General features: G+C 69.6%; 22 protein-coding genes and 3 pseudogenes. 18 read left to right on the top strand and 7 right to left on the bottom strand.

Annotated elements, in window-relative coordinates:
* A pseudogene (locus tag ABT147_RS35615) lies at window positions 1-100 on the top strand (IS6 family transposase); the annotation flags it as partial.
* Between the two features lie 156 nt (window positions 101-256).
* Here ABT147_RS35615 and ABT147_RS35610 read toward each other — a convergent pair.
* Both ABT147_RS35610 and ABT147_RS35605 read right to left on the bottom strand, forming a co-directional pair.
* On the bottom strand, window positions 257-796 hold the full coding sequence (locus tag ABT147_RS35610; protein ID WP_351414030.1) for a GNAT family N-acetyltransferase: 540 nt from the start codon (window positions 794-796) through the stop codon (window positions 257-259).
* Complete coding sequence (locus ABT147_RS35605) at window positions 781-2,076, bottom strand: NsdA family TPR-like regulatory protein (protein WP_351414027.1); 1,296 nt, start codon at window positions 2,074-2,076, stop codon at window positions 781-783. The genes ABT147_RS35610 and ABT147_RS35605 overlap by 16 nt, the downstream gene beginning before the upstream one ends.
* Window positions 2,077-2,377: 301 nt before the next feature.
* Here ABT147_RS35605 and ABT147_RS35600 point away from each other — a divergent pair, with 301 nt between their 5' ends.
* From ABT147_RS35600 to ABT147_RS35590, 3 genes are all read left to right on the top strand, one after another.
* Window positions 2,378-2,977, top strand: a complete 600-nt coding sequence (locus ABT147_RS35600) for a hypothetical protein (protein ID WP_351414025.1) — start codon at window positions 2,378-2,380, stop codon at window positions 2,975-2,977.
* Between the two features lie 392 nt (window positions 2,978-3,369).
* Window positions 3,370-3,741 carry a hypothetical protein gene (locus ABT147_RS35595; RefSeq protein WP_351414023.1) on the top strand — a complete coding sequence of 124 codons (372 nt, stop codon included), beginning with the start codon at window positions 3,370-3,372 and terminating at the stop codon, window positions 3,739-3,741.
* 7 nt (window positions 3,742-3,748) lie between these two features.
* The gene (locus ABT147_RS35590) at window positions 3,749-3,946 is read left to right on the top strand and encodes a hypothetical protein (protein WP_502983214.1); all 198 of its coding nucleotides are present in this window, start codon (window positions 3,749-3,751) and stop codon (window positions 3,944-3,946) included.
* 328 nt (window positions 3,947-4,274) lie between these two features.
* Here ABT147_RS35590 and ABT147_RS35585 read toward each other — a convergent pair whose 3' ends face one another.
* Together ABT147_RS35585 and ABT147_RS35580 are read right to left on the bottom strand one after the other, a co-directional pair.
* On the bottom strand, window positions 4,275-4,841 hold the full coding sequence (locus ABT147_RS35585; protein WP_351414018.1) for a hypothetical protein: 567 nt from the start codon (window positions 4,839-4,841) through the stop codon (window positions 4,275-4,277).
* 141 nt (window positions 4,842-4,982) lie between these two features.
* Complete coding sequence (locus ABT147_RS35580; RefSeq protein ID WP_351414016.1) at window positions 4,983-5,633, bottom strand: TetR/AcrR family transcriptional regulator C-terminal domain-containing protein; 651 nt, start codon at window positions 5,631-5,633, stop codon at window positions 4,983-4,985.
* 62 nt (window positions 5,634-5,695) lie between these two features.
* On the opposite strand from ABT147_RS35580, the gene ABT147_RS35575 reads away from it, so the two are divergent.
* From ABT147_RS35575 to ABT147_RS35555, 5 genes are all read left to right on the top strand, one after another.
* Window positions 5,696-6,502, top strand: coding sequence for a 2OG-Fe(II)-dependent halogenase WelO5 family protein (locus ABT147_RS35575; protein WP_351414013.1), 807 nt, complete (start codon window positions 5,696-5,698; stop codon window positions 6,500-6,502).
* A 32-nt stretch (window positions 6,503-6,534) separates the two neighbouring features.
* Window positions 6,535-7,575: a threonine/serine dehydratase gene (locus ABT147_RS35570; RefSeq protein WP_351414011.1), complete on the top strand. Its 1,041-nt coding sequence runs from the start codon at window positions 6,535-6,537 to the stop codon at window positions 7,573-7,575.
* Between the two features lie 15 nt (window positions 7,576-7,590).
* The gene (locus tag ABT147_RS35565) at window positions 7,591-8,532 is read left to right on the top strand and encodes a radical SAM/SPASM domain-containing protein (RefSeq protein WP_351414009.1); all 942 of its coding nucleotides are present in this window, start codon (window positions 7,591-7,593) and stop codon (window positions 8,530-8,532) included.
* Between the two features lie 9 nt (window positions 8,533-8,541).
* On the top strand, window positions 8,542-9,675 hold the full coding sequence (locus ABT147_RS35560) for a methyltransferase domain-containing protein (RefSeq protein WP_351414007.1): 1,134 nt from the start codon (window positions 8,542-8,544) through the stop codon (window positions 9,673-9,675).
* Between the two features lie 1,093 nt (window positions 9,676-10,768).
* On the top strand, window positions 10,769-11,029 hold the full coding sequence (locus tag ABT147_RS35555; protein ID WP_351414005.1) for a hypothetical protein: 261 nt from the start codon (window positions 10,769-10,771) through the stop codon (window positions 11,027-11,029).
* 104 nt (window positions 11,030-11,133) lie between these two features.
* On the opposite strand, the gene ABT147_RS35550 is transcribed toward ABT147_RS35555, so the two are convergent.
* Window positions 11,134-11,388 (bottom strand): hypothetical protein, encoded by a 255-nt coding sequence (locus ABT147_RS35550; RefSeq protein WP_351414003.1) that lies wholly within the window; start codon window positions 11,386-11,388, stop codon window positions 11,134-11,136.
* Here ABT147_RS35550 and ABT147_RS35545 point away from each other — a divergent pair.
* From ABT147_RS35545 to ABT147_RS35530, 4 genes are all read left to right on the top strand, one after another.
* Entirely contained in the window at window positions 11,377-12,747 is a 1,371-nt protein-coding gene (locus ABT147_RS35545; RefSeq protein ID WP_351414001.1) for a transposase, read from the top strand. The two genes, ABT147_RS35550 and ABT147_RS35545, sit on opposite strands and share 12 nt — an antisense overlap.
* 47 nt (window positions 12,748-12,794) lie before the next feature.
* Window positions 12,795-13,055 (top strand): integrase core domain-containing protein, encoded by a 261-nt coding sequence (locus ABT147_RS35540; protein WP_351414049.1) that lies wholly within the window; start codon window positions 12,795-12,797, stop codon window positions 13,053-13,055.
* Window positions 13,056-13,251: 196 nt separating this feature from the next.
* Entirely contained in the window at window positions 13,252-13,791 is a 540-nt protein-coding gene (locus ABT147_RS35535; RefSeq protein WP_351413998.1) for a SigE family RNA polymerase sigma factor, read from the top strand.
* Window positions 13,791-14,615, top strand: coding sequence for a hypothetical protein (locus ABT147_RS35530; protein WP_351413996.1), 825 nt, complete (start codon window positions 13,791-13,793; stop codon window positions 14,613-14,615). Before ABT147_RS35535 ends, ABT147_RS35530 begins: the two co-directional genes overlap by 1 nt.
* Before the next feature lie 58 nt (window positions 14,616-14,673).
* Here the strand turns inward: ABT147_RS35530 and ABT147_RS35525 are convergent.
* Window positions 14,674-14,799 (bottom strand): annotated as a pseudogene (locus ABT147_RS35525) (response regulator transcription factor); the annotation flags it as partial.
* A 152-nt stretch (window positions 14,800-14,951) separates the two neighbouring features.
* On the opposite strand from ABT147_RS35525, the pseudogene ABT147_RS35520 reads away from it, so the two are divergent.
* The 5 genes and pseudogenes from ABT147_RS35520 (at window position 14,952) to ABT147_RS35500 (ending at window position 19,469) form a co-directional block, all read left to right on the top strand.
* Window positions 14,952-16,314: pseudogene (locus tag ABT147_RS35520) on the top strand (IS30 family transposase).
* A gap of 34 nt (window positions 16,315-16,348) precedes the next feature.
* On the top strand, window positions 16,349-16,834 hold the full coding sequence (locus ABT147_RS35515; RefSeq protein WP_351413993.1) for a WapI family immunity protein: 486 nt from the start codon (window positions 16,349-16,351) through the stop codon (window positions 16,832-16,834).
* Window positions 16,835-16,962: 128 nt separating this feature from the next.
* Window positions 16,963-17,415 carry a hypothetical protein gene (locus ABT147_RS35510; protein WP_351413991.1) on the top strand — a complete coding sequence of 151 codons (453 nt, stop codon included), beginning with the start codon at window positions 16,963-16,965 and terminating at the stop codon, window positions 17,413-17,415.
* A 122-nt stretch (window positions 17,416-17,537) separates the two neighbouring features.
* On the top strand, window positions 17,538-18,569 hold the full coding sequence (locus ABT147_RS35505; protein ID WP_351413989.1) for a hypothetical protein: 1,032 nt from the start codon (window positions 17,538-17,540) through the stop codon (window positions 18,567-18,569).
* Between the two features lie 66 nt (window positions 18,570-18,635).
* Window positions 18,636-19,469: a transposase family protein gene (locus ABT147_RS35500; protein ID WP_351413986.1), complete on the top strand. Its 834-nt coding sequence runs from the start codon at window positions 18,636-18,638 to the stop codon at window positions 19,467-19,469.
* 710 nt (window positions 19,470-20,179) lie between these two features.
* On the opposite strand, the gene ABT147_RS35495 is transcribed toward ABT147_RS35500, so the two are convergent.
* Window positions 20,180-20,608 carry a hypothetical protein gene (locus tag ABT147_RS35495; protein WP_351413984.1) on the bottom strand — a complete coding sequence of 143 codons (429 nt, stop codon included), beginning with the start codon at window positions 20,606-20,608 and terminating at the stop codon, window positions 20,180-20,182.
* Between the last annotated feature and the right edge of the window lie 267 nt (window positions 20,609-20,875).

Here is a 20,875-nt window from a genome sequence, read left to right as displayed (position 1 = left end):
CCACCTGATGCCCGCACACGCCTACCGCGCCGAGATGACCGTCCGCTTCGCAATCTGGGAGCAGATCACCGGAGTCGCAGACCTCGCCACCGCAGCCTGAGCACAACCCGGAACCGGGCTTCACCACGCCACGACGCACCATCAGACACCTACCCACCCAACAACGTGACAGCGCCCCTCCGCCGCCTGACCCTCCGCCGGGTATGCCGACGGCCCGCCCCCGATAGGGAGCGGGCCGCCCTGGTGTTCGAGGGGCTCAGGCAGGGCGGAGTTCGCGGAGCATGACGGCGAAGTTCGGGGAGTCCGGGAAGGGCTGGCGGTTGCCGATCTTCCGGTAGTCCCACGTCTCGTAGAGGGCTTGCACCTTGGGGTGGTCGGGGTCGACGAGGAGGACGGCCAGGGCCTCCGGCCGGCTTTCCAGGAGGGCCGTGTGCAGCTGCTCGGCGGTGCCGGTCTTGCGCCACTTCGGGCGCACCATCAGCTCGGACACGGAGAACGTCGAGTCGTCCGCCGGCGCCGTGACCAGGTGCTCGCGCCACCACTCCCGGCCAGGGGTGGCCGGGGCGCCGTAGGCGAAGCCGACCGGTTCGCCGTCGTCGTAGCCGACGACGCACGCGAAGCCGGGGTGTCCGCCCCAGTGGTCGACGAACCAGGGGAACCGCTGGTTGAACTCGTCTTCCATCTCGTCCGCGTACGCGTCCGCGTGCACATCGAGCAGGGTCTGCCGGATCTGCGGTAGGTCGTCGTGCCCGTAGTGGCGGAGTTCGACGGTTGCCGTGGTCAAGGGGTGCTCCATTCGGTCCGGTAGCGGTCGGTCCACTCGTGCGCGATCTGCGCGGAGGGGGCGAGGGTGATGAGGTCGCGTTGGAAGTCCCCGAGGGCTTGACGCATTCGGCCGGGGATCGGGGCACCGATCATGATGTCAAACACCTGACCGCCGGTGGTGACTGCTTGCTCGATGTCGCCTTGGTGGAGCTGGGCCAGGGCGAGGTGGATGGTGGCGTTCGCGCGGTTGCGGCGGTACGTCTCATGCAGGGCGGAGAGGGCGCGGTGGGAGGCGGCCTCGGCTTCGGCCGGATGCCCGACGACGTTCCGCACGATGGCGGTGATCGAGTGCAGCTCAGCGGGTCCGTAGAAGGACATCCAGGTGGGCAGCGGGGCCGACAGGTCGGCCTTGGCCATGGCGTCCTCGGCGCGGCCGAGGGATCGCAGGGCCGCCCGGTGCTCCCTGGCGTGAGCCAGACCGATTGCGGTCCGGGCGTGGGCGAGGGAGGCGTGCATGGGGCTGCGGCGGACGATGGTTGTCGCCCGCGCGGCCTGGGCTGCGGCGACCGCTTCGGCGTACTCCCCGCGCTGCCGGGCGAGCATGGCCCGCAGGTTCCACACCTGCATGGTCATGTCGGCGTCCTGGGCCATGCCGGCGAGGGTGAGCGCGCGGTCGAGGTGTCGGCCGGCGTTGTCGAGCAGCCCGGCGTCGATCATGGACCATGCGGCGGTTGCGGTGAAGTCCGAGGCGACGGCGAACAGGCGTTGCCGGACGCGCTGCGTGGTGGATTGCTTCTGGAGGCCGAGGGCTTCGGAGGCTCCCGCGAGGGCGGCCCGTTCGAGGGCGGTGTGTCCGCCGCGTGCTGCGTCCAACTCGACGAGGTTCTCGACACTGTCACGGAGCCGGATCACGTCGGAGGTACCGACGTGGGACGGGCGGGAGCCTGCACTGACGAGGGGTATGGCGGCGGCGGCGGTGCCGGTGGCCGCCCCGACGAAACGGCGGCGGTGCACTGAAGGGTCCTCCGGTTGTGCTGTTGGGGGCGGTGAGACGGTCGTGTCTTTCCCCCGAGGCACGAACCCTAGGGCCGTGATGGTGAGACCGGTGACGATCTCCAGGGCGGTGCGCTGGAGTGTCTGCGGCCATTGGTTCTCGCCGGACAGCCACCGCCACACGGTCCGTTCCGACGTGACGCCGGGCTTGCCGGTGATCTTGAGAATGGCGTCATTGACGGCGTCGGTCAGCTTTGCGACGGACATCTCGCGTGCTTTGAGCCAGGCGGCTAAGGGTTCGTTTCGGGTCTCCGCCATGGCTTCACGGTAGAAGGTTCGGACCACCTCGGCGGGTAAAGAGCGAGTCAATTCGTCAGTCGCGGTGTGAGTAGCTGGGCCAACTTCGTCATACACGACGCACGGTGACGATGGGTTAGCTGTTGTGTACGGCCCCGCTCAACTCCCCATCCCTACATGGGGACCAGCGGGCACCGAGACGACGAAGAGGCCCCACCATGACCCAAGCAGGAATGCCGCAGGAGAGAACCGCCGCCCCGATCGCTCCTGATTCCGCCGCGGCTGTTGCGAACGTGCTGCGCCCGACACCGGAGACTGCGCGGTGACCCCCGCCGGGACCCCGCTGTCCCCGGCTCCCCTCCACGGGGAAGCGCGCCGCCGCACGGCGGCCATGGAGGCGTGGATGTACCAGGCCGCCGGATCCCGGCAGGCGGCCGTCGATGAGTGGACGCATCAGGGCGTGGCCCTGCTGACCGCCGGCATCGTGTGGGACGCCATCCGTGTGCCGCACAACGTCCTTGCCCCGGACCTCGGGTGCGACGCCGACCCGGACACCCTGCGCCGCCGCCTGGCCGAGCTGGGGCTGTCCGGCTCGGTCTTCTGCGACCCGTACCGGCCCTTCCTGTACTTCCTCGTACCGCCGGGCACTGACCAGCGGTGGCCCCGCGACATCGCGGCAGGGGTGGAATGCCTGGGCGGTACCCGGCCCTACATCCATCACGTGGGGGTGCCGCGCCTGGACCGGCTCGCACCGCCCGGCCTGTACTGGCTGACGCTCCCGCACGACACCGGCTGGCACGCCGCCCCGCAGCACCTGGAGCAGGTTCTGCGCGCGCGGGTGGCGGAGGCAGCGAAGCAGGATGGCGCCCCCGGCGGGCCGTTGACCAGCCCGCCGCCGGTGACCGCGCCGAGCACCCCATAGACCGGCGCCGGCCGCGCGTGCTCCCCCGTAGCGCATGGCCGGCGCCTTCCACCTCCCCCGTCACCGTGAGAGAGACATGTCCCGACCCCTACCCCTCACCTACAAGGGCCTGCCCGTCCCCTACATCGCCGCATGGAGCAACGAGCGTCTACCGCGACCAGCCGTGATCACCACCAAAGAGGGCATCGCTTTCGCGGACGCGCTCGGCGCCAACGGGCACGCTCAGGGCCGTGACTGGGACGGGGTGCTGTGGGAGCGGTGGGCGCTGCGTCGGGGAGACGGGGAGGCGGAGTTCGATGTGGTGCACGCGCCCCGGCAGAAGCGCGCGATGCGCAAGCTCCTGTGCCAGGTGCGGCGGCCCTTCGGACGAGAACGAGGAGGGCCGACTGTTCTTGCTGGAGGACTACCGGGGCGTAGAGGGATGGCCCGAGCGGGAGATCACGGCCCATCCGCCACTATGCCGCCCGTGTGCGCCTCTGGCCGCGCGCCTGTGCCCGCACCTGCGGGGCAAGGTCGTCGCTGTCCGGGCCCGTCAGGTCTCCATCGATGGCGTGTACGGCGATGTCTATCGACGAAGCAACGGCCCCTTTCCCGTGCTGGCCGAGAAGAAGAAGGTGGTGTTCACCGACGACTGGCGCAGGAAGTGGATGGTCGGCGCGCAGCTGGCCGCCACCCTCACCGGCTGCACGGTGGTCGACCTCGCCGAGCTTGGCGTCGAGACCGCCGTACGCACCTGCCCCGTCCGTACGGACGCCGTCGCGTAGGCAGGAGATGCGTCCCGTGGAGCGGCAATGGGTCACCGGTGACTGCTGGCTCGGGTGCGAGCGCACCGACCTGCCGGTGATCTGGCTGGGACCGGTGCAGTGGGACGGCCAGCACGCCCCGCTTATGTCATGCGAGCCGTGCCTCAACCGCCTCAAGGTGCAGGCGCACGCCCACTTCATGCAGCAGCGGCCGGCCGTCGCTTAGACGGCCGCCTGGCGGCTGCGCACGGAGGCGGCTACCAAAACCCCGCTCCGGCCGTCCCATTGGGACGGTCGGCGGCCGGAGCGGCACTCGATGAGAACCGAGCAGAAGGAGTATCCACCGCGTGAGCAACAAGAAGAACACGGTCAAGGCTGCGAAGGTCGCGATCGCCAAGGACACCAAGAAGAACCCCGCCCCGCCCGCTACAAGCACTCAGGGGGCCCTCGCGGACCGGCACATCCGTACGCACACCCCGGACAGCCTGTACAGCCAAGACAAGGACGCAACAACACTGAGTAACCAGAGCCACTCTGCGCATCCCCGGTGGCCACTACCTGATCTCGGGGGACTCGTCTCGGTCGGAAGAATCTCGCGGGCGGTCTCCCGCAGAGAACGTGCTGCCGAACGCACTCTCCATCCGGTCGGTGGCGACCTCAGCGAACAGTCCTACGAGCACGCCCGTGCCGCCAAACGCGAAAACGTTGACGCTCTCGGCAGAGGTGGGTGCGGCAAAGAAGCCGCCGCGGACCACCAGGTAAAAGCCCAGTGCGAGGATCGCTCCGATCGGTGGCGTCAGGAGGTACCAAGGTACGTACCACTTCCTGATCTCCGGCGAGGTGAAGTCCCCGCGGATGCGAAGCAGCATCCGGATGGAGCCACCCAGCAGTCCACAGAACGCCACGCACAGAAGAATCCGTCGCTCTGGGGAGATGGTCCAGGACCAGCCCAGCAGGTGAAGTCGGGTTGGGCCGGCCAGGTCTGCTTGCTCTGGCCACAAAATGATGAGGCACACCAGCGGCACGTTCGACAGCAGCAAGAGCAACGCGACCAGCCCATAGACCTGCCATCGCGGCAGGTTAGCGACTACCGGAGCGTCTCCATGATCGGCCGCCGCCATGCTTCCCCCACCCTGCTGATGCTACACAGAACGAGCCACCGAGCCTAGCGAGTGCGGGCAGCTTCCAGCAGGTACTCGCTGCGCACCAAAGTGGCCAACTGAAGTGCACAGTGGCCAACTAGCCTGCTCAGTCACAGAGGATCAGAGGTCGTCCCGGGCGGGGTCTGCGGCGGCGATGAGCTGTCGGAGCGCGCCGAAGTAGACGTCGTGGTCGACGACGGCGGAGAGGACCTCGGGGAGGTTCCCGGTCAGGGCCGGGAATTCCTCGGGGTCGAGCGCGGCCAGTGCCTGCCGGGTGGCGGTCTGCGCGGCTCTGGGGTCGCGGTGGTCGACGAAACTCGCGCTGCCCAGGGTGAGCAGGTACATCCGCCGGTAGGCGGTGATCGCCTCCTCGGCGGTCATGCCGGCCGCGAGGGAGTCGGCGAGCTGCGGTTCCACCAGGCGTTTGAGCAGCTGCGGGCCGAGCCACGGACGGCTGCCCCGCAGGACGACGAGGCCCGGGTGGGCGGTCAGCAGCCCGTAAAGGGAGGCGAACCGCGTCTCGGTGGCCGTGGCCCACGGCGTGCCGGGGTCGATCTCGGGCAGCTCGGCGGCGAGGTGATCGGTCACCAGGTCGAGCAAGCCAGCCAGGTCCGTACAGCGCCGTTGGAGCGAGGCCACCGAGATGTCCAGCGCGGCGGCGAGGGTGCGGAAGCTGAGCCCTTCGGGACCGTCTCTTTCCACGATCAACAGGGCTTGCTCGGCGATGTGTTGGGGGGTTGCGAGGTCCAGGGAAGCGGATTGCCTAGGCATACGAGTCAGCGTACGGTACAGCGTATCGTCACGGTAGGTTCCCATCTCCTCACGGAGGCGACATGACCGGCACCACCACGGGGCTTGACCCCCTTTTCACCGACGTGACCACCACGGCCTTCACCGACCGGCACTTAGCCACCCTGGCGGCCGGCACCCTCGCGGCGGTCCGCGTCCCGGACTTCCTCGACCCCGCCGCCTGCGAGGCCGCGATGGGAGCCGTCGCTCGGCTGCCCACCGCCGACTACGACCCCGCGCGCGTGCCGACCCCGATCCTGCGGTTCGGCCCGGCCCTGAACGACTACCGGGACCCGTCCGGCGACCTGGACGCCGGGCGGTACTGGCACGACGCGGAGGCCGCTCGGACGGCCTGGCAGCGGGCCGGGATGCGGCCCGACCCCATCACGGTCTCGCTCGCCCGTATCGGCACCGCGTGGGGCGCGGCCGTCGCCCCCGCCACGATCGGCGGCCGGGCCGTCTTCGGCGGCACCCTGCGCGAGATCAACGCCGGGGCGCTCATCCACTACGACGACATCAACCGCGAGTTCCCGCGCCGGCTGTTCGACCAGGACACCGTCTGCCAGCTCGCGTTCAACGTCTGGGTCGCCGTCCCCGAGACCGGCGGGCGCACGACGGTATGGCGCCACCGGTGGGAGCCGGCCGACGAACAGCACCGCCACGCATACGGCTACCGGCCCGAGGCCGTCGAGCACTGCCAGCAGGTCAGCGTGACCCCGCAGCTCGGCGACGCCCTGCTTTTCAACCCGGCCAACTTCCACGCCGTCGAGCCGAACCCGGGCGGACGGCGTATCGCGTTCGCGTACTTCCTCGCCCTGACCACCACCGGCCAGCTCATCGCCTGGTCATGACCCACAACCACAGGAGCAGCACCGTGCGCCTCATGTACGGCGAAGTGAAAGCCGCCCTCGACCGGATCGACGGGCGCACCCGCCCGGTCACCCTCGCCCGGGTGGATACCGGCGCGATTCGCACCGCACACCGTGACGCCCTGGACGAGGGCCCCGAGCGGCCGTGTCAGGTCTGGCTGGCGCTGGAGTACATGCAGCACACCGGGTCGTTCAAGGCCCGGGGCGCGCTGAACTTCCTCCAGACGCACCAGGACGCCGGGATGCTCCCCAGGGCTGGAGTGACCATCGCGTCCGGCGGTAACGCCGGTCTCGCGTGCGCGTGGGCCGCCCGGCAGCAGAACGTGCCCGCCACCGTGTTCCTGCCCGAGACCGCCCCGGCGGTGAAGGTGGCGAAGCTCCGCAGCTACGGCGCGGATGTACGCCTGGTCGGCTCCGAGTACGCCGAGGCACTCGCCGCCTGCCAGGCGTTCGCGTCCACCACTGGAGCACTCGCCTCGCACGCCTACGACCACCATCTGATCGCGGCCGGGGCCGGAACCCTGATGGAGGAGATCCGCACCCAGATCCCCGACGTGGACACCGTCGTGGTCGCGGTCGGCGGCGGCGGACTCTTCGCCGGGGTGGCCACCGCCGCCCAGCATCACGGCATCCGCACCGTCGCCGTCGAGCCGGAGAACTGCCGCGCCCTGAACGCCGCGATCGAGGCCGGCGAGCCGGTCGACGTCACTGTGGACTCGATTGCCGCCGACTCGCTCGGCGCCCGCCGCACCTCCGCCCTGGCACTCCAGGCCGCGCAGCACGACCGTACGCACTCCGTGCTGGTGACAGACGCCCAGATCGTCAGCACCCGCCAAGCTCTGTGGGACCACCGCCGGATCGCTGTCGAGCACGGGGCCGCCACCGCGCTGGCCGCCCTGCTCGGCCCGGATCAGCACACCGCCAACGGGGACACGCCGACTCCCCCCGAGCAACCGAGCCGCAGCTACCGGCCCGGCAACGGCGAAAAGGTCGTCGTGGTTCTCTGCGGAGCCAACACCGACCCGTCCGACCTCGTACAAGCCGACCAGAACTGACCAAGGAGAGGACACATGTCGATCCCCACCGTGGCACCGGCAATACCCGCACCGATGGCGTTCCTTGAGCTGGAGATCACCAGCCGCTGTCAGCTCACGTGCGCCTCGCACTGCTACGCGGAGGCCGGGCCGACGAAGGGGCACGGCACCATGACCCGCGAGGACTGGCGGCGCGTCATCGACCAGGCCGCTGACCTCGGCGTGGAGACCGTGCAGTTCATCGGCGGCGAGCCCACCCTGCACCCGGAGTTCACGGAACTCGTCTGGTACGCCCTGAACGCCGGTCTCGGGGTGCAGGTGTTCAGCAACCTCTACCGTGTGCGCGCGGAGCACTGGGAGCTGTACGGCCACCCGCGCGTGACCCTGGGCACCTCGTACTACTCCGACGACCCGGAGGAGCACGACGCGGTCACCGGGCGGAAGGGCTCCCACGAGTCCACCCACGCCAACATCGTGGAGGCCGTACGGCGCGGCATTCATGTCAAGGTCGGCATCATCCACATGCGCGACGGGCAGCGCTCCGAGGAGGCCCGTGCCGAGATGGCCGCGCTCGGGGTGGGCCGGGTGCACGTCGACCGGGTGCGTGGCGTCGGCAACGCCGTGAAGACCCTGATCCCGTCCACGTCGGAGCTGTGCGGGCGGTGCGCGGACGGCAAGGCGGCGATCCTCCCCGACGGGAAGGTCGCCCCGTGCGTCCTCGGCCGGTTCCTGACCGCCGGCGACGTCAAGAGCGGATCGTTGACGGACGTGTTCGCCGGGCAGCAGTGGGCGCAGCTCGCCGCCTCGATCCCCCGCCACCGCGGCAACTGCGTCCCGGACACCTGCACCCCGAAGGAGGACTCGTGCCAGCCGTCCCCGGGCGTGACCCTGGGCGTGACCCGGGGCTGCAACCCTGACAACGACAGTGAGGACTGCTCGCCGGCCGAGACCGAGGCGTGCGGCCCGGCGTACGACTAGGAGACCCCCATGGATTGGGAGACGCACGCGCGGCGCCTGGCGGCCGATGTGGTCCGGCCTGAGTCGCGCTGGTACGAACCGCTCGCCACCACCCCCCGGCACGTGTTCGTGCCCCGCTGGTGGGGGCGCGGCGAGCAGGAGTGGGAGCTGCGGGACGGTCCGGCCGACCCGGAGGCGTGGATGCACGACGTCTACGCGAACCGGACGCTCGTCACCCGGCTCGGGCCGGCGCACGCGGATCACGCCGAGCCCGGCGCCACCAACCCCGGTGCCATGCCCACGTCCTCGTCAACGCTGCCGGGCCTGGTCGTGACCATGTACCGGCACGCGATGATCGCCGACGACTCCCGCGTCCTGGTGACGACCGGCACCGGCTACGGCACGGCACTGCTCTGCCAGCGCCTCGGCGCGGAGCGGGTGACGAGCGTGGACGTCGACCCGCACCTCGTCCAAGTCGCAGGGGAACGGCTCGACTCCGTAGGGCTGCGCCCCCATACGGCCGTCTGCGACATCACCGGGGACCTGCCGGGGACGTACGACCGGATCGTGTCCACGGTGTCCGTACGGTCCGTACCGGCTTCCTGGCTGGCGGCCCTGCGGCCCGGCGGCCGGCTCGTGACCACCCTCGCCGGAACCGGGCTGATCGTCACGGCGGACAAGACCGAGGACGGCGGCGCCGTGGGGCGCATCGAGCCGGACGCTGCCGGGTTCATGCGCACCCGCCACGGCGAGGACTATGAGCGGCCCACGGACGAGCTGTGGGAGAAGGTGAGGGACGCCGACGGCGAGGACGTGAGTACCAGCCGGTACCCGCTGCTTTACCCGTCGGACGCGTGGGACGTCATGTCGATGCTCGAACTCCTCGCGCCCGGCATCGAGTACCGCACCGGGGGTGAGGGCGAGGAGCGCACGGTGTGGATGCTCCACCCGGACGGCTCATGGGCCCGCGCCACCGCTACCGGGTTCCTCGACTCCCCGACGGTCCATCAGGGCGGCCCGCGCCGACTGTGGGATGTCCTGGAGAAGATCCGTCACCGGCTCAACCGTGAGGGCACGCTGCCGGTGTACGGGGCTCGGGTCCGCATCGACCCGGGCGGCACCCTCGCCCTCTCGCGCGGCGCGTGGTCGGTGACCGTGATCTGACCCAGCACCACCTGACCGGGCCCCGGTCGTCTGTTACCCCCGTGGCAGATGACCGGGGCCCCCTTTTGTGGTGTTCGCAGTGGGGCTATGGGCGCCATTCGGCCAACGTCGTGGACGTGCGCCCAAGCGTGCGCCCACGGTCGCACCAGGGCGTTTTCATCTGGGGGGATGCGGGGTGATTCGGGGGGATGCGGGGAGGTGAACGTGCAGGTGGATGCGTTTTCGCAGGTCAGGCGGGTTTGTCGTCGGGGGTTCGCCCCCGGCTCGCTCAGCACCCACACCGCCGAACAGCGCCTCGGCCCCAAACGGGCCTGCCTCCTGACCGGCGCCTACCGGCTCATGCTGATCGCCCGTACCGCAGCCGCTGTCGCCCTGGTGGCCGGTCTGGCACCCCGGGCGTCGCTCATGGTGGTCCTGGGCGGCACCGCGATGGAGCTTCTCTACCTCAAGAGCCCGAACGCCGTGCGTTACGCGCTGCTCACGGGCGGCTGTCTGCTGGTCGCCGGCGACCTCGGGCACGGCGTCGGCATCGCGCACGGCTCCAGCACGGCCAACACCTGGGCTTTGTGTCTGCTCGTGCTGATCACCACGGATGTCTACTGGAACAGCGCCTGGCAAAAACTGACGTCCCGGCAGTTCCGCACCGGCCTCTACCTGGCCCAATGGGTCCACACCTACACCCAGGCCAAAGACCAGTTGCCCTACCGGGGCCAGCACGCCATCCCCGGAGTCGTCCGCCGCCGCATGGGCAACCTCACCGACCGCGACGTTCGACTCTGGCGACCGGTGGCCGCCACCGTCATCACTGCGGAAATCGCCCTGCCCCCCCACACTGCTCATCCCGCAGACGATGCCGTACGCCATCGCCGCCGGCATCGCGATGCACGCCGCCTTCACCTGCCTGAAGCCCCGCCAGCTCATCACCTTCTCCGGCCTCACAGTCGGCTCTTACGTGGCGTTCGCCGCCTGACCCCCTCCTCGTCGGACACAGCCGTGCCCCGCCAGGCCCCTCACGTGACACCCGGCGGGGCACGGCCACGTCCCAGGCCGTTGCCAGAGACTGGAAGCCGCATCCCGCTCGTAGGGTGCGGGCATGACCGGAACCGCGCGACTCACCGCCAGACAGTCAGCACAGCTGATCACCGCGCTACGGCACGGCCGACCGCTGGACGAGGCGGCCGCAGACCCGCGGCTCGACCTGACCGCCGTGTGGGCGACGGCCCGCACGGACACCCGGCTCGCGATCGCGCTCGCGGGCCGTGACCCGGACGCGGCCGCAGAGCAGGGGCGAACCGCCCGCGCCGAGTACCTGCGACTCCGCGCCCTGGGTGTCGCCCCGAGCCTGCCAGAGTAGATCATGGGCGGCGGTCACGTGGGCGCGTGGCGGGGAAGCGACCCGGCATACGCCCACGCCTGCACGGCAGTACGGGAGGCGTCCGCCCTCTACCACCGCACCCGTCAGACCCGGCTCACCCCCGAGCGGGTGGTCCGGTTCCTCGACGAGTTGCGCACGCCCGCCGTGTACGGCGAGCGGGCCTGCTCGGTACGGGCCGGTCCGGCCGCCACACCAGGGGCACCGGAGACGGTGAACGAGGCGCCGCTCGCATCGGCGAGGACCGGTACCGCGAAGTAGCGCACCGAGCCGTCGGCGTACCGCGCAGCCAGCGTCACCGACCACGCCCTGTCGGTCCGCTGCACGCTGTGCACCGCCACGACCGACTCCGGCCCGGGCTGCGCCCCGGACCTCTGGCCCAGCCCACGACACCCGGCGTGTGCTACCGACGGTGGCGGACCGTCGCCTTCGACGGCTGCAGCTCCCTCAAGGCCCCCGACCAGCCCCAGATCCGTGGCCTTCTGGACAAGGTCCGCCGTCACCGAGGTACGGCGGGTTACCCGGCCCTGCGCCTGATGGCCCTGTGCGAAACGGGGACCCGTGGCCTGCTCGGCGCGGTCTTCGGCCCGGCCGCAACCGGCGAGATGGCTTACGCCACCCGGCTGATGCCCCTGCTCACGCCCAAGATGCTGTTGCTGGCCGACCGCGGCTTCGATGCCGACGCATTCCTCGCCTCCGTCTCCGACACCGGCGCCCAACTCCTGGTCCGCCTCAATCCCCGCCGCCGCCCAGCCGTGCTGGCCACCCTGCCCGACGGATCCTTCCTCACCCGCCACGGACTCAAGCTCCGCATCATCGAAGCCCACATCACCGTCACGACCAGCGACGGACAGCACATCGGCGACCACTACTGGCTGGCCACCACCCTGCTCGACCACCGCACCGACCCAGCCGAGGCGCTGGCGCGCCTCTACCACGAACGCTGGGAAGTCGAATCGGCCTTCTACGCCCTACGCCACACCCTGCTCACCGGCCGAGTACTGCGATCTTGTGACCCATCCGGACTCGAACAGGAGGTCTGGGCACTCCTCACGCTCTACCAGCTATTGCGCAGGGCCATGGTGGACGCCACGGAATCCGCCCCGGGCACAGACCCGGACCGGGCCAGCTTCACTGTTGCCCTCCAAGCCGCCCGCGATCAGGTGATCACCGCTGGCGGCATCCTGCCCCCCGAACCTGCTGACACGGCCGACGTCCTCGTGAACGCCGTCCTGACCGCCCTGCTCCCCAAACGCCGCCCACGCATGAGCGCCCGCAGGGTGAAGTGCCCGCTGTCGCGCTACCCGCTCAGCCCAACGGAATACCGGCCGTTGAACAGCCAGACCATCACGCATCTGGCAATCAACATCCACCGCCCCCACGACACGCACACCGCATCCGGAGGCGCGGACACAGCTTCGCGGGCACCCAGCGCCGCGCTGGCCAGGACCGGCACCAAAGACCGCACGCTGCAACTCCTGCGCACCGACCCCTACCGAACCTGGCGCGTGCGCGAGATCGCCCACGCCCTTCAATACCCCAACTTCCACAGCCTTTGCGCTCAGTTGAGCCGATGGGCCCGAGAAGGACTCCTCCATAAACCCGATCACGGCACCTACATGCTCACAACCTCGTGGATCCACCACGACCAGCCCCAACCACCAGCGCCGGCACTATTGACGAACCCAACTGAGGCTTAACTACGCGGCATTGGGCGTACAACAAGCTCTGTGACCGCCTGGGCGTGATGCAGTCCATGGGACGGGCGGGGTCCGCTCTGGACAATGCCGCCGCGGAGAGTTTCAACTCGCTGATCAAGGTCGAGTACATCCACCGCCGACAATTCGCGACCCGGACCGAGGCCCGCCTGAAGATCGCCACATGGATCACTGGGTTCTACAACCCGCGACGAAGGCACAGCGCGGCCGGCGGCCTACCGCCCGAGGAGTTCGAAAGAATCATCGCCGAAGCGTGCGAGCGATACGGCCAGATAGATCAGACCGCATAACCAAAGTCTCTACGGAACCAGGGGGTTGACAGATCTGCTGTGGCTGCTGCGGAAGGTGCCGGTGCGGCAGGCGTGAGGCCACGGCCGCGCGGGCCTGCCGCACAATCTCCGGGCCCGAGGCTCGAAAAAATCCTCCGCGCGGCGGTGCAACGAAATCCGATCCTCATGGACTCCTTCAACCATCTAGGAGGTGCCCATGTTGGATCGGAAAGAGGCTCGGGACGCGGAGTTCCAGAGCTTCGTCGTCGGCCGCTGGCCACGGTTGCTGCGCACGGCTTTCCTGCTCACGGGGGAGCAGCATGCCGCGGAGGACCTGGTCCAGTCGACGCTCGAACGGGCCTATGCGGCCTGGCGCAGGGTCGGCGCGGCCGACGACCCCGACGCGTACGTACGGCGCGTGATGATCAACGCGCACGCCCGCAGGCACCGCAGACGCCTCAAGGAGTTCCTGGCGCCGAAGGACGACTCGGGCCTCACCCACGAGTTGCCCGACGCCGACGACCGCATGGCGCGGGCGGACGACCGCGGCGCGCTGCTGACGGCGCTCGCCGCACTGCCCGCGCGCCAGCGGGAGGCGGTGGTCCTGCGGTACTGGGAGGACCTGAGCGAGGCGCAGACGGCGGAGGCCATGGAATGCAGCGTCGGCACGGTGAAAAGCAACACGGCGAGGGGGATCGCGAAGCTCCGCGCCCTGCCGGGACTGGCCGAGGCACTCACGAACGGAGGGCGGAAGTGATGAGCGGGGACAGGGAGACGAACCACGACATGACGTACGACGAGGCGCACACGGACATCGCCCTCCTGCTGGCGGACGCGGCGGACGAGGTGGAGGTCGGCGCGGCCCCTTATCAGGCGGTGGTACGGGGAGGGAGGCGCCGCAAGACGCGCCGCTGGGCGGTGGCCGCGGCGGCCGCGGCGGTGATCGCGGGGTCCACGGGGACGACGCTGGCGCTGGCGGGAGGCACGGGCGGCGGGCACGGGGCGGGGCAGGTGGCCGCGCGGCCCTCGGCGGGGACGGCGAAGCAGAGTCCCGAACGGCGGGTGACGACTCTGGCCAGGGGCACGGACCACGGCAGGAAGTGGAAGGTCGACGCCGCCGTCTGGACCGCGCCGAAGACCACGGCGAAGGCACGCGCCCAGCTCGCCGAGATGGCCCTGTACGGGGAGGAGCCGGTCAAGGTGGAGAAGGCCTCGGACCTGGTGGGCGAGAGCTGGCACTTCGTGCACCTGACCGTGGGGGGCAAGCCGTCGACGGTGATCCTGAGAGCATTCAAGAAGGACGACGTGATCGCGGGCAAGAATCTCGAGGCGTACCCGAGGCCGTTGGACACCGACCGGGTCGACGCCCCGCAGCGCCTGGTGATCGGCCAGGTCGCCCGGACCGTCCAGGAGGTCACCTGCACCTGGGACGACGGCACGAAGATCCGGGTGGAACGGGCCGCTGCGGGGGCCGGCGACTTCAAGAACCTGATCCGCGAGGTGGACGGCTCCCCGAAGGACTGGTTCGTGTGCCTGGGACCGGACGGAGTGAACTACAAGAAGGCGGAGGTCACGGGGTGAGGTGAGCGATGCGGGCAGGGCGGCGGCAGGGGTCACAACCCCCGCCGCGGCAGCAGGGTCACAACCACCCCTGCTGCCGCGCCTCCCGCATCGCCTCCATCCGGTTGCGGGTGCCTGTCTTGCCGATCGCGGAGGAGAGGTAGTTGCGGACCGTGGACTCCGAGAGGTGGAGCTTGGCCGCGACGATCTTCCACAGCGACCGCGGCACGGAGGGCGGATTCAACCGGTCGTCGCAACACCTCGAGATTCCGGAGGTGCGCGATGGGACGAGGTAAGCAGCAGAAGGTGCCGGAGGCGCCTGCGGATGCGCGACGCCAGTGGGCCGCCGATCGGGCGATGCGACCGCCGATGCGTTCACCGGGTCGGCCGGAGCCGTCTCGTGCGGTGCAGCGGGACTTCTGGCGGCGGATCGCGTCGGGAGTGACGACGGCAGAGGCCGCGGCGGCTGTTGGCGTTTCATGGCCGGTCGGATCCAGGTGGTTCCGTCACGCTGGCGGCATGCCGCCCATCAGCCTGGACGAGCCCACCGGCCGCTACCTGTCGTTCGCCGAGCGCGAGGAGATCGCGCTGCTGCGCGCCCAGGAGCTCGGCGTGCGCGAGATCGCCCGCAGGATCGGCCGCGACGCGGGCACGATCTCACGCGAGCTGCGCCGCAACGCGGCGACCCGCGGTGGCAGGCCGGTCTACCGGGTTCTGGTCGCGCAGTGGAAGGCGCAGCAGGCCGCGAAGCGCCCGAAGACCGCGAAGCTCGCCAGGCAACGACAGGTTGCGTGAGTACGTGCAGGACCGGCTCGCCGGCAGCGTCCGCCGCCCCGACGACACGATCGTCCCCGGACCCAGGACGCCCGCGTGGAAGGGGCTGAACAAGCCGCATCGGCAGGACAGACGATGGGCGACGGCATGGAGCCCGGAGCAGATCTCGCACCGTCTCCATGCCGACTTCCCCGATGATGAGTCCATGCGCATCAGCCACGAAGCGATCTACCAGGCGCTGTTCATCGAGGGCCGTGGCGCGCTCAAGCGGGAGCTGGTCACGTGTCTGCGTACCGGCCGGGCGCTGCGGACTCCCCGTGCACGGTCACAGAACAAGCCGCAGGGGCATGTCACCGCGGACGTCGTCCTCAGCGAACGCCCCGCCGAGGCCGCAGACCGCGCGGTCCCCGGACACCGGGAAGGCGATTTGATCATCGGAACGGGCCGCTCCGCGATCGGCACGCTCGTCGAGCGCAGCAGCCGCTCCACGCTCCTGGTGCACCTGCCTCGGCTCGAGGGCTGGGGCGAGATTCCGCCCGTGAAGAACGGCACCTCGCTCGGGGGCTATGGCGCGATCGCGATGAACACAGCGCTCACCGCCTCGATGACGCAGCTGCCCGAGCAGCTACGCAAAACCCTCACCTGGGACCGCGGGAAGGAACTCTCCGGCCACGCCCAGTTCGCCCTCGATACCGGGACGAAGGTGTTCTTCGCCGATCCGCACTCGCCCTGGCAACGACCGACGAACGAGAACACGAACGGGCTGCTGCGTCAGTACTTCCCGAAGGGCACCGATCTCTCCCGGTGGCCGTTCACAGACCTCGAAGCCGTCGCCACGGCGATCAACAACCGGCCCCGCAAGACCCTCGGTTGGCGGATGCCGGCCGAGGTCTTCGAAGAGCAGCTACGCTCGCTGCAACAGCCCGGTGTTGCAACGACCAATTGAATTCGCCCTGTTCAGCACATGACATTCTGACTCGGTGCTCCTGAATGATCCCGCAAGCAGTGTCGATATCCGCCCCGTGCGCTATCAGTTCACCGCGGTCCGGGGTGACTCGTTCGACGACAACTGGCTGGTCATTGCTGGCACAGTGACGACTCCGGAGGGCAGCTGGTCGTTCGTCGATCCGTGTTTGCTCACCCATGAGGCACGCGAGGTGGCCGTGTGGCTGCGCGCGGTGGCTACGGGGGCGGTGACCGTAACCGAACCTGATGCCGAAGGCGAGCTGTCACCGGACGCTTCGTTCATTGAGCCGCTCGTGGCCTTCAGTCTCGCCGGTCGGAGCGAGGGTGGAGCCGCGGTGATTCGCATTCATCTGTCCTTGCAGGCAGCGCCCCCGTGGCAGCAGGGTGACGACCGGGCTGGCATCCACCAGTACGTCGTGGAGGTCGCGACGGATGCTGCGGCGCTGCTTCACGCGGCTGATCAGTGGGACCTCGCTCTGACTTCCTTCCCGCCCCGCTGATCACCGTTCATGAGCGATAACCCGACGTGCATTTACGCAAGATCCACCTCAGCCGGGGCGGCACCAGACACTCCCCGTACCGCTGATTCCTGCTCGCAGTGCCCGGGGAGTCTTCTACGATCCGGTGCATGGATCCCGAGCTGCTGGAACGGATCACCGCGCGGCGCGCGGAACTGGACGAACTCGAAGAACAGCTGGCCAAGGAGCTGGCGGAAATACGGCTGGAGCGGGACGAACTCGCCGTCGCTGAACGTGTCCTTGAGCGGGTGAGCGAGCAGATCGCCGACGAACGCGCCTCGACCGCGCCAGTTCCTGGGGAGGTGGGCGGCCGAGCGGTGATGCTGATCCCGCACCGCGAGCCGGGCGTGGAGGAGACCATGCTTCCGCCGGACTACCAGCGCATCCTCGCCGCCGCGCGACAGGCCGCCGGACCGGTCATGACTCGGCAGGTCGGCGAGATGCCGGGAGTGGACGTCAGTGTGCGGTCCAAGCTGGAACCGCTGCGGGGGAAGCTGGTCAGACTGACTGACCGCGGCTGGCTGCGGAAACTGCCCGACGGCCGGTTCACCACCCGCCTATGAGCAGTGACGCAGCCGCCTGGGTGGCTCTGCTCCACGAGAACGGATTCTGACAGCCCAGTGCGGGGGCGTAGCTGCCGTGGGTGTTCGGTGACCGGGGATGCCAGGCGTCTAAGGTCGCGTCCATGACGAGGACCACGCCCCCGCGCCCTCTCGATGTCGAGGCGCTCTTCCCGGAACTGGCGGCCTTCCGGGGGACGACAACTCGGCTCCATCCGCGGCCGGGCAGACCAGACCATTCGGCCAGTTCCGTGGGCGGTCCTATGCTGTGGCCGGCGGACGAGCCGTGGCCGGTGTGCGGCGAGGCCCACGGCCGTGGGCGTGGTCGACGCCCGGCTGACATCCGCCGCTATCGGCAGGTTCTGGCTTCCGCGTGGGCCCGCGAGCAAGCTCCCGGCCCGACGGACGAGGAACGGGAGCTCCTGGGCGAGCTGCACCAGGAGCACCGGATCCCCGGGGCATCCGAGATCGACCCGCTGCCGATGATCGGCCTCGCGCAGCTGTACCGGCGGGATGTGCCTGACCTGCCGGCTGGGCCGGGCGACTGCGATCTACTTCAAGTGTTCTGGTGTCCCTTCAACGCGCACGGCCCGGGCCGGTATGACCTGGAGCTGCACCTGCGCTGGCGGCGGTCGTGGGAGGTCGGCGAGGTGCTGACCGCGCCGCCGCAGCCGCTGGTCGTCGGGTCCGACGGCTTCGTGCCCGAGCCCTGTGTGCTGCACCCGGAGCAGGTGGTCACCTACCCGTTTGCCGGCCTTCTGCCGGAAGAACTGTGCGCCCGGATCGACGCCTGGGAGGAAGCCCTTGACGAGGAAGCCGAACAGTCGGCGGACGAAAGCACGACAGACCTGCTCGGCTACCAGTACGACCTGTCCATCCCACCCGGCTGGCACGTGGGCGGCTTCGCTTCCTGGCACTCGACCGACCCGTATCCCATGGATTGTCTGACCTGCACGGCACCGATGCACCTGCTGCTGACCATCGACAGCTCGGAATGGGACGGCGGCAGCGGCAGCTGGAAACCGCTGGAGGACCAGAACCAGCCCACTCACCGCTGCGCCACGCCCACGGAGATCACTGTGGGCCGCTGGGGTGAGCTCAACGTATTCGCCTGTCCCAACGAGCCCGAGCATCCGCACCGCTGGAGCATCCAGTAGCTTGTCGTGCCCCTGGGGAAGCGCGGCAAGCGTAACCGCGGCGTCCCCGGCGGCCGTTGGAATTGTGTGACGAATACCAAAGAGCGCGCCGAGGACACCTGCCCGGTTGTCTACCAGTGCCGTCTGCCGCTGTCCACGCGCACCGTCAACCATCTCGCCGATCTGCTCAGGCGCCATCTGAAGGCGATTCGGTCCCGATGGCGGATCCTGCCGCCGGGGAAGATCGCGGTGATCGTCCTGGCCGTACTGCGACACGACCAGCGCCTGGCCGACATGGCTGGCGGCAACGACGTGTCCGAGTCCACCGTCCGCCGCTGGCGGGACGAGCTGATCAGGCTGCTCGCCGCCCAGGCACCGCGTCTGGACCGTGCCCTGAGGAAGGTCGCCAAGCAAGGCGAAGAGGTGGTCCTCATCGACGGCACCCTCATCCCCACCCAGCGCCGCACCGGCAAAGCCAACAGGCGGAACTACTCCGGCAAAAACCACCATCACGGCCTGCACTTCCTCGCCCTGACAGACGAGAAGGGCCGCCTGATCTGGATATCCGCCGCCCGGCCCGGCCGCACTCACGACATCACCGCCGCCCGCCACGACCACATCCTGGCCCACCTGCGCGCCGCCGGCCTCGGAGCGCTGGCGGACCTCGGCTTCCGCGGCCTGGACAACGACGCACGCGACCCCGTGATCATCACCGGCTTCCACGCCAGCCGCACCCACAAGCTCACACCCGGCCAGAAGACCGCCAACCGCGTCCTCGCCGTCGGACGTGCACCCGTCGAGCACGGCTTCGCCCACCTCAAGAACTGGCGGACCCTCACCAAGCTCCGCACCGACCCCGCCCATGCGACCCGCCTCCTGCGCGCCTTGCTCGTTCTGACGAACCTCGAAGTCAACCGCTGACAGACGATCTGCTCCGCAGACAGCCGCCGACTACCAGCGTGAGCACCCCGAGAACCGGTCACACCAGCCCTTTGACCTGCGACTTCAAGTTGACGGAGGCTCACTGCGGCGAGCACTGGCCGGTGGGGGAGTGCGGGACATCCAGGCATCCGGTGCGTGCACGCTCCGGTGGTGCGCACTGAGGTGCGCACGGTGAACGACATCCTGCGCACCGGTGCGCGCACCGGCGATGTCGTGCACTCCCGGCCGCCGCACCGGTGCGGATCACGGTGCGCCCGGCGCGGTCCATCACACCGCGATGCGCACACGCAGGGTGACGGTGCGCGGTGCTGGTGCGGCCGGTGCGCACCCCTTGTCCGAATGGGCCGCACCGGGTGCACACCCCTTGTCGAGTTGAGAATCAACCCTTGTCGTCGTCGAAGGTGCCGACGTTTTCCCTAGACCACGTTCGCTACCGTCCGCATCGCCCCCTTTTGCGTGCGCGATGCTGTGCACCGAGAGGAGAACTCTCCCTCCCGCACCCGCTCTTGGGCCCTTCACGCTGGGTGAACCGGTGCGCGGTGCGGTGCGCACTTCCGCACGGCGATGCGCACGCCGCGCGGGAATGACCTGCGTCGTGCGCACCGGGCCGGGAGTGAACCGCACCGGTGCGCACTCAGGTGCGGTCGGCGACGTCGCGGACGACGTCGCCGGCCCGCTGTGCCGGAATCTCAGACCGTGGTCAGCCCGTATCCGCTGCCGACGTTGCCGCGGACGTCGGCAAGGAACTGGGAGACCTGGTCGACCTCCTGCATGCACTCGATCAGGAACCCCGCCGCGATCCAGGCGGCCTGCGCGCCGCCACCGGCCAGGCACCAGCGCTTGAGGTACCGGCCCGCTACGGCCACCAGCTGCCCGAGGACGTACCCGAACTCGCAGTCGGCGTGCTCATCGGGCACGACACTGATGTAGTCGGCCAGCAGCAGCGCGCCGAACTCGCCGACCAGCACCACCAGCTCCTGGCCGTCGGCGTGGAACTCCGCGAGCGCGGCCTTGTCCTGCTCGCTGTCCCGGTACCGCCAGACCAGCTCCACATAGTCGGCGGCCCGCGCGATCTGCTCCCGGGCAAGCTGGGGCACCTTCGACGTCGTCGTCTCCATGACGCTTCCTCACTGTTCGCACACCGGGCGCCTGCTGCACCCGGCCGAACCCCTACGGTGCAGCCCCTGGCCTGTGGACAGATTCCGGAGCCGGGGCGGGCCACTGCTCGTGACGTCGGCCACGGACGAACCGTCTCGTCAAGGGGCGGTCAAGGGTCATAACGGACAGCCTGGAGAGGTGGCCGTCAGGTCGCGGACAAGGGGTGCTCTCCCACGGTGGCTCCGGCCCGTACGCCTTGCGCGTGCGGGCCGGACCTGTCACCGATC

It is taken from the genome of Streptomyces sp. NPDC001868 (assembly GCF_040297125.1).
In the GTDB taxonomy this organism is placed as follows: Bacteria; Actinomycetota; Actinomycetes; order Streptomycetales; family Streptomycetaceae; genus Streptomyces.
This window is presented reverse-complemented; position numbering and strand designations above follow the sequence as displayed.

What these genes read in the sequence shown, in the direction of transcription:
- ABT147_RS35610 (WP_351414030.1), bottom strand. Translation starts at nt 796, where the DNA reads ATGGAGCACCCCTTGACCACGGCAACCGTCGAACTCCGCCACTACGGG.
- ABT147_RS35605 (WP_351414027.1), bottom strand. Translation starts at nt 2,076, where the DNA reads ATGGCGGAGACCCGAAACGAACCCTTAGCCGCCTGGCTCAAAGCACGC.
- ABT147_RS35590 (WP_502983214.1), top strand. Translation starts at nt 3,749, where the DNA reads ATGCGTCCCGTGGAGCGGCAATGGGTCACCGGTGACTGCTGGCTCGGG.
- ABT147_RS35585 (WP_351414018.1), bottom strand. Translation starts at nt 4,841, where the DNA reads ATGGCGGCGGCCGATCATGGAGACGCTCCGGTAGTCGCTAACCTGCCG.
- ABT147_RS35580 (WP_351414016.1), bottom strand. Translation starts at nt 5,633, where the DNA reads ATGCCTAGGCAATCCGCTTCCCTGGACCTCGCAACCCCCCAACACATC.
- ABT147_RS35575 (WP_351414013.1), top strand. Translation starts at nt 5,696, where the DNA reads ATGACCGGCACCACCACGGGGCTTGACCCCCTTTTCACCGACGTGACC.
- ABT147_RS35570 (WP_351414011.1), top strand. Translation starts at nt 6,535, where the DNA reads ATGTACGGCGAAGTGAAAGCCGCCCTCGACCGGATCGACGGGCGCACC.
- ABT147_RS35565 (WP_351414009.1), top strand. Translation starts at nt 7,591, where the DNA reads ATGTCGATCCCCACCGTGGCACCGGCAATACCCGCACCGATGGCGTTC.
- ABT147_RS35560 (WP_351414007.1), top strand. Translation starts at nt 8,542, where the DNA reads ATGGATTGGGAGACGCACGCGCGGCGCCTGGCGGCCGATGTGGTCCGG.
- ABT147_RS35555 (WP_351414005.1), top strand. Translation starts at nt 10,769, where the DNA reads ATGACCGGAACCGCGCGACTCACCGCCAGACAGTCAGCACAGCTGATC.
- ABT147_RS35540 (WP_351414049.1), top strand. Translation starts at nt 12,795, where the DNA reads ATGCAGTCCATGGGACGGGCGGGGTCCGCTCTGGACAATGCCGCCGCG.
- ABT147_RS35535 (WP_351413998.1), top strand. Translation starts at nt 13,252, where the DNA reads ATGTTGGATCGGAAAGAGGCTCGGGACGCGGAGTTCCAGAGCTTCGTC.
- ABT147_RS35530 (WP_351413996.1), top strand. Translation starts at nt 13,791, where the DNA reads ATGAGCGGGGACAGGGAGACGAACCACGACATGACGTACGACGAGGCG.
- ABT147_RS35510 (WP_351413991.1), top strand. Translation starts at nt 16,963, where the DNA reads ATGGATCCCGAGCTGCTGGAACGGATCACCGCGCGGCGCGCGGAACTG.
- ABT147_RS35505 (WP_351413989.1), top strand. Translation starts at nt 17,538, where the DNA reads ATGACGAGGACCACGCCCCCGCGCCCTCTCGATGTCGAGGCGCTCTTC.
- ABT147_RS35495 (WP_351413984.1), bottom strand. Translation starts at nt 20,608, where the DNA reads ATGGAGACGACGACGTCGAAGGTGCCCCAGCTTGCCCGGGAGCAGATC.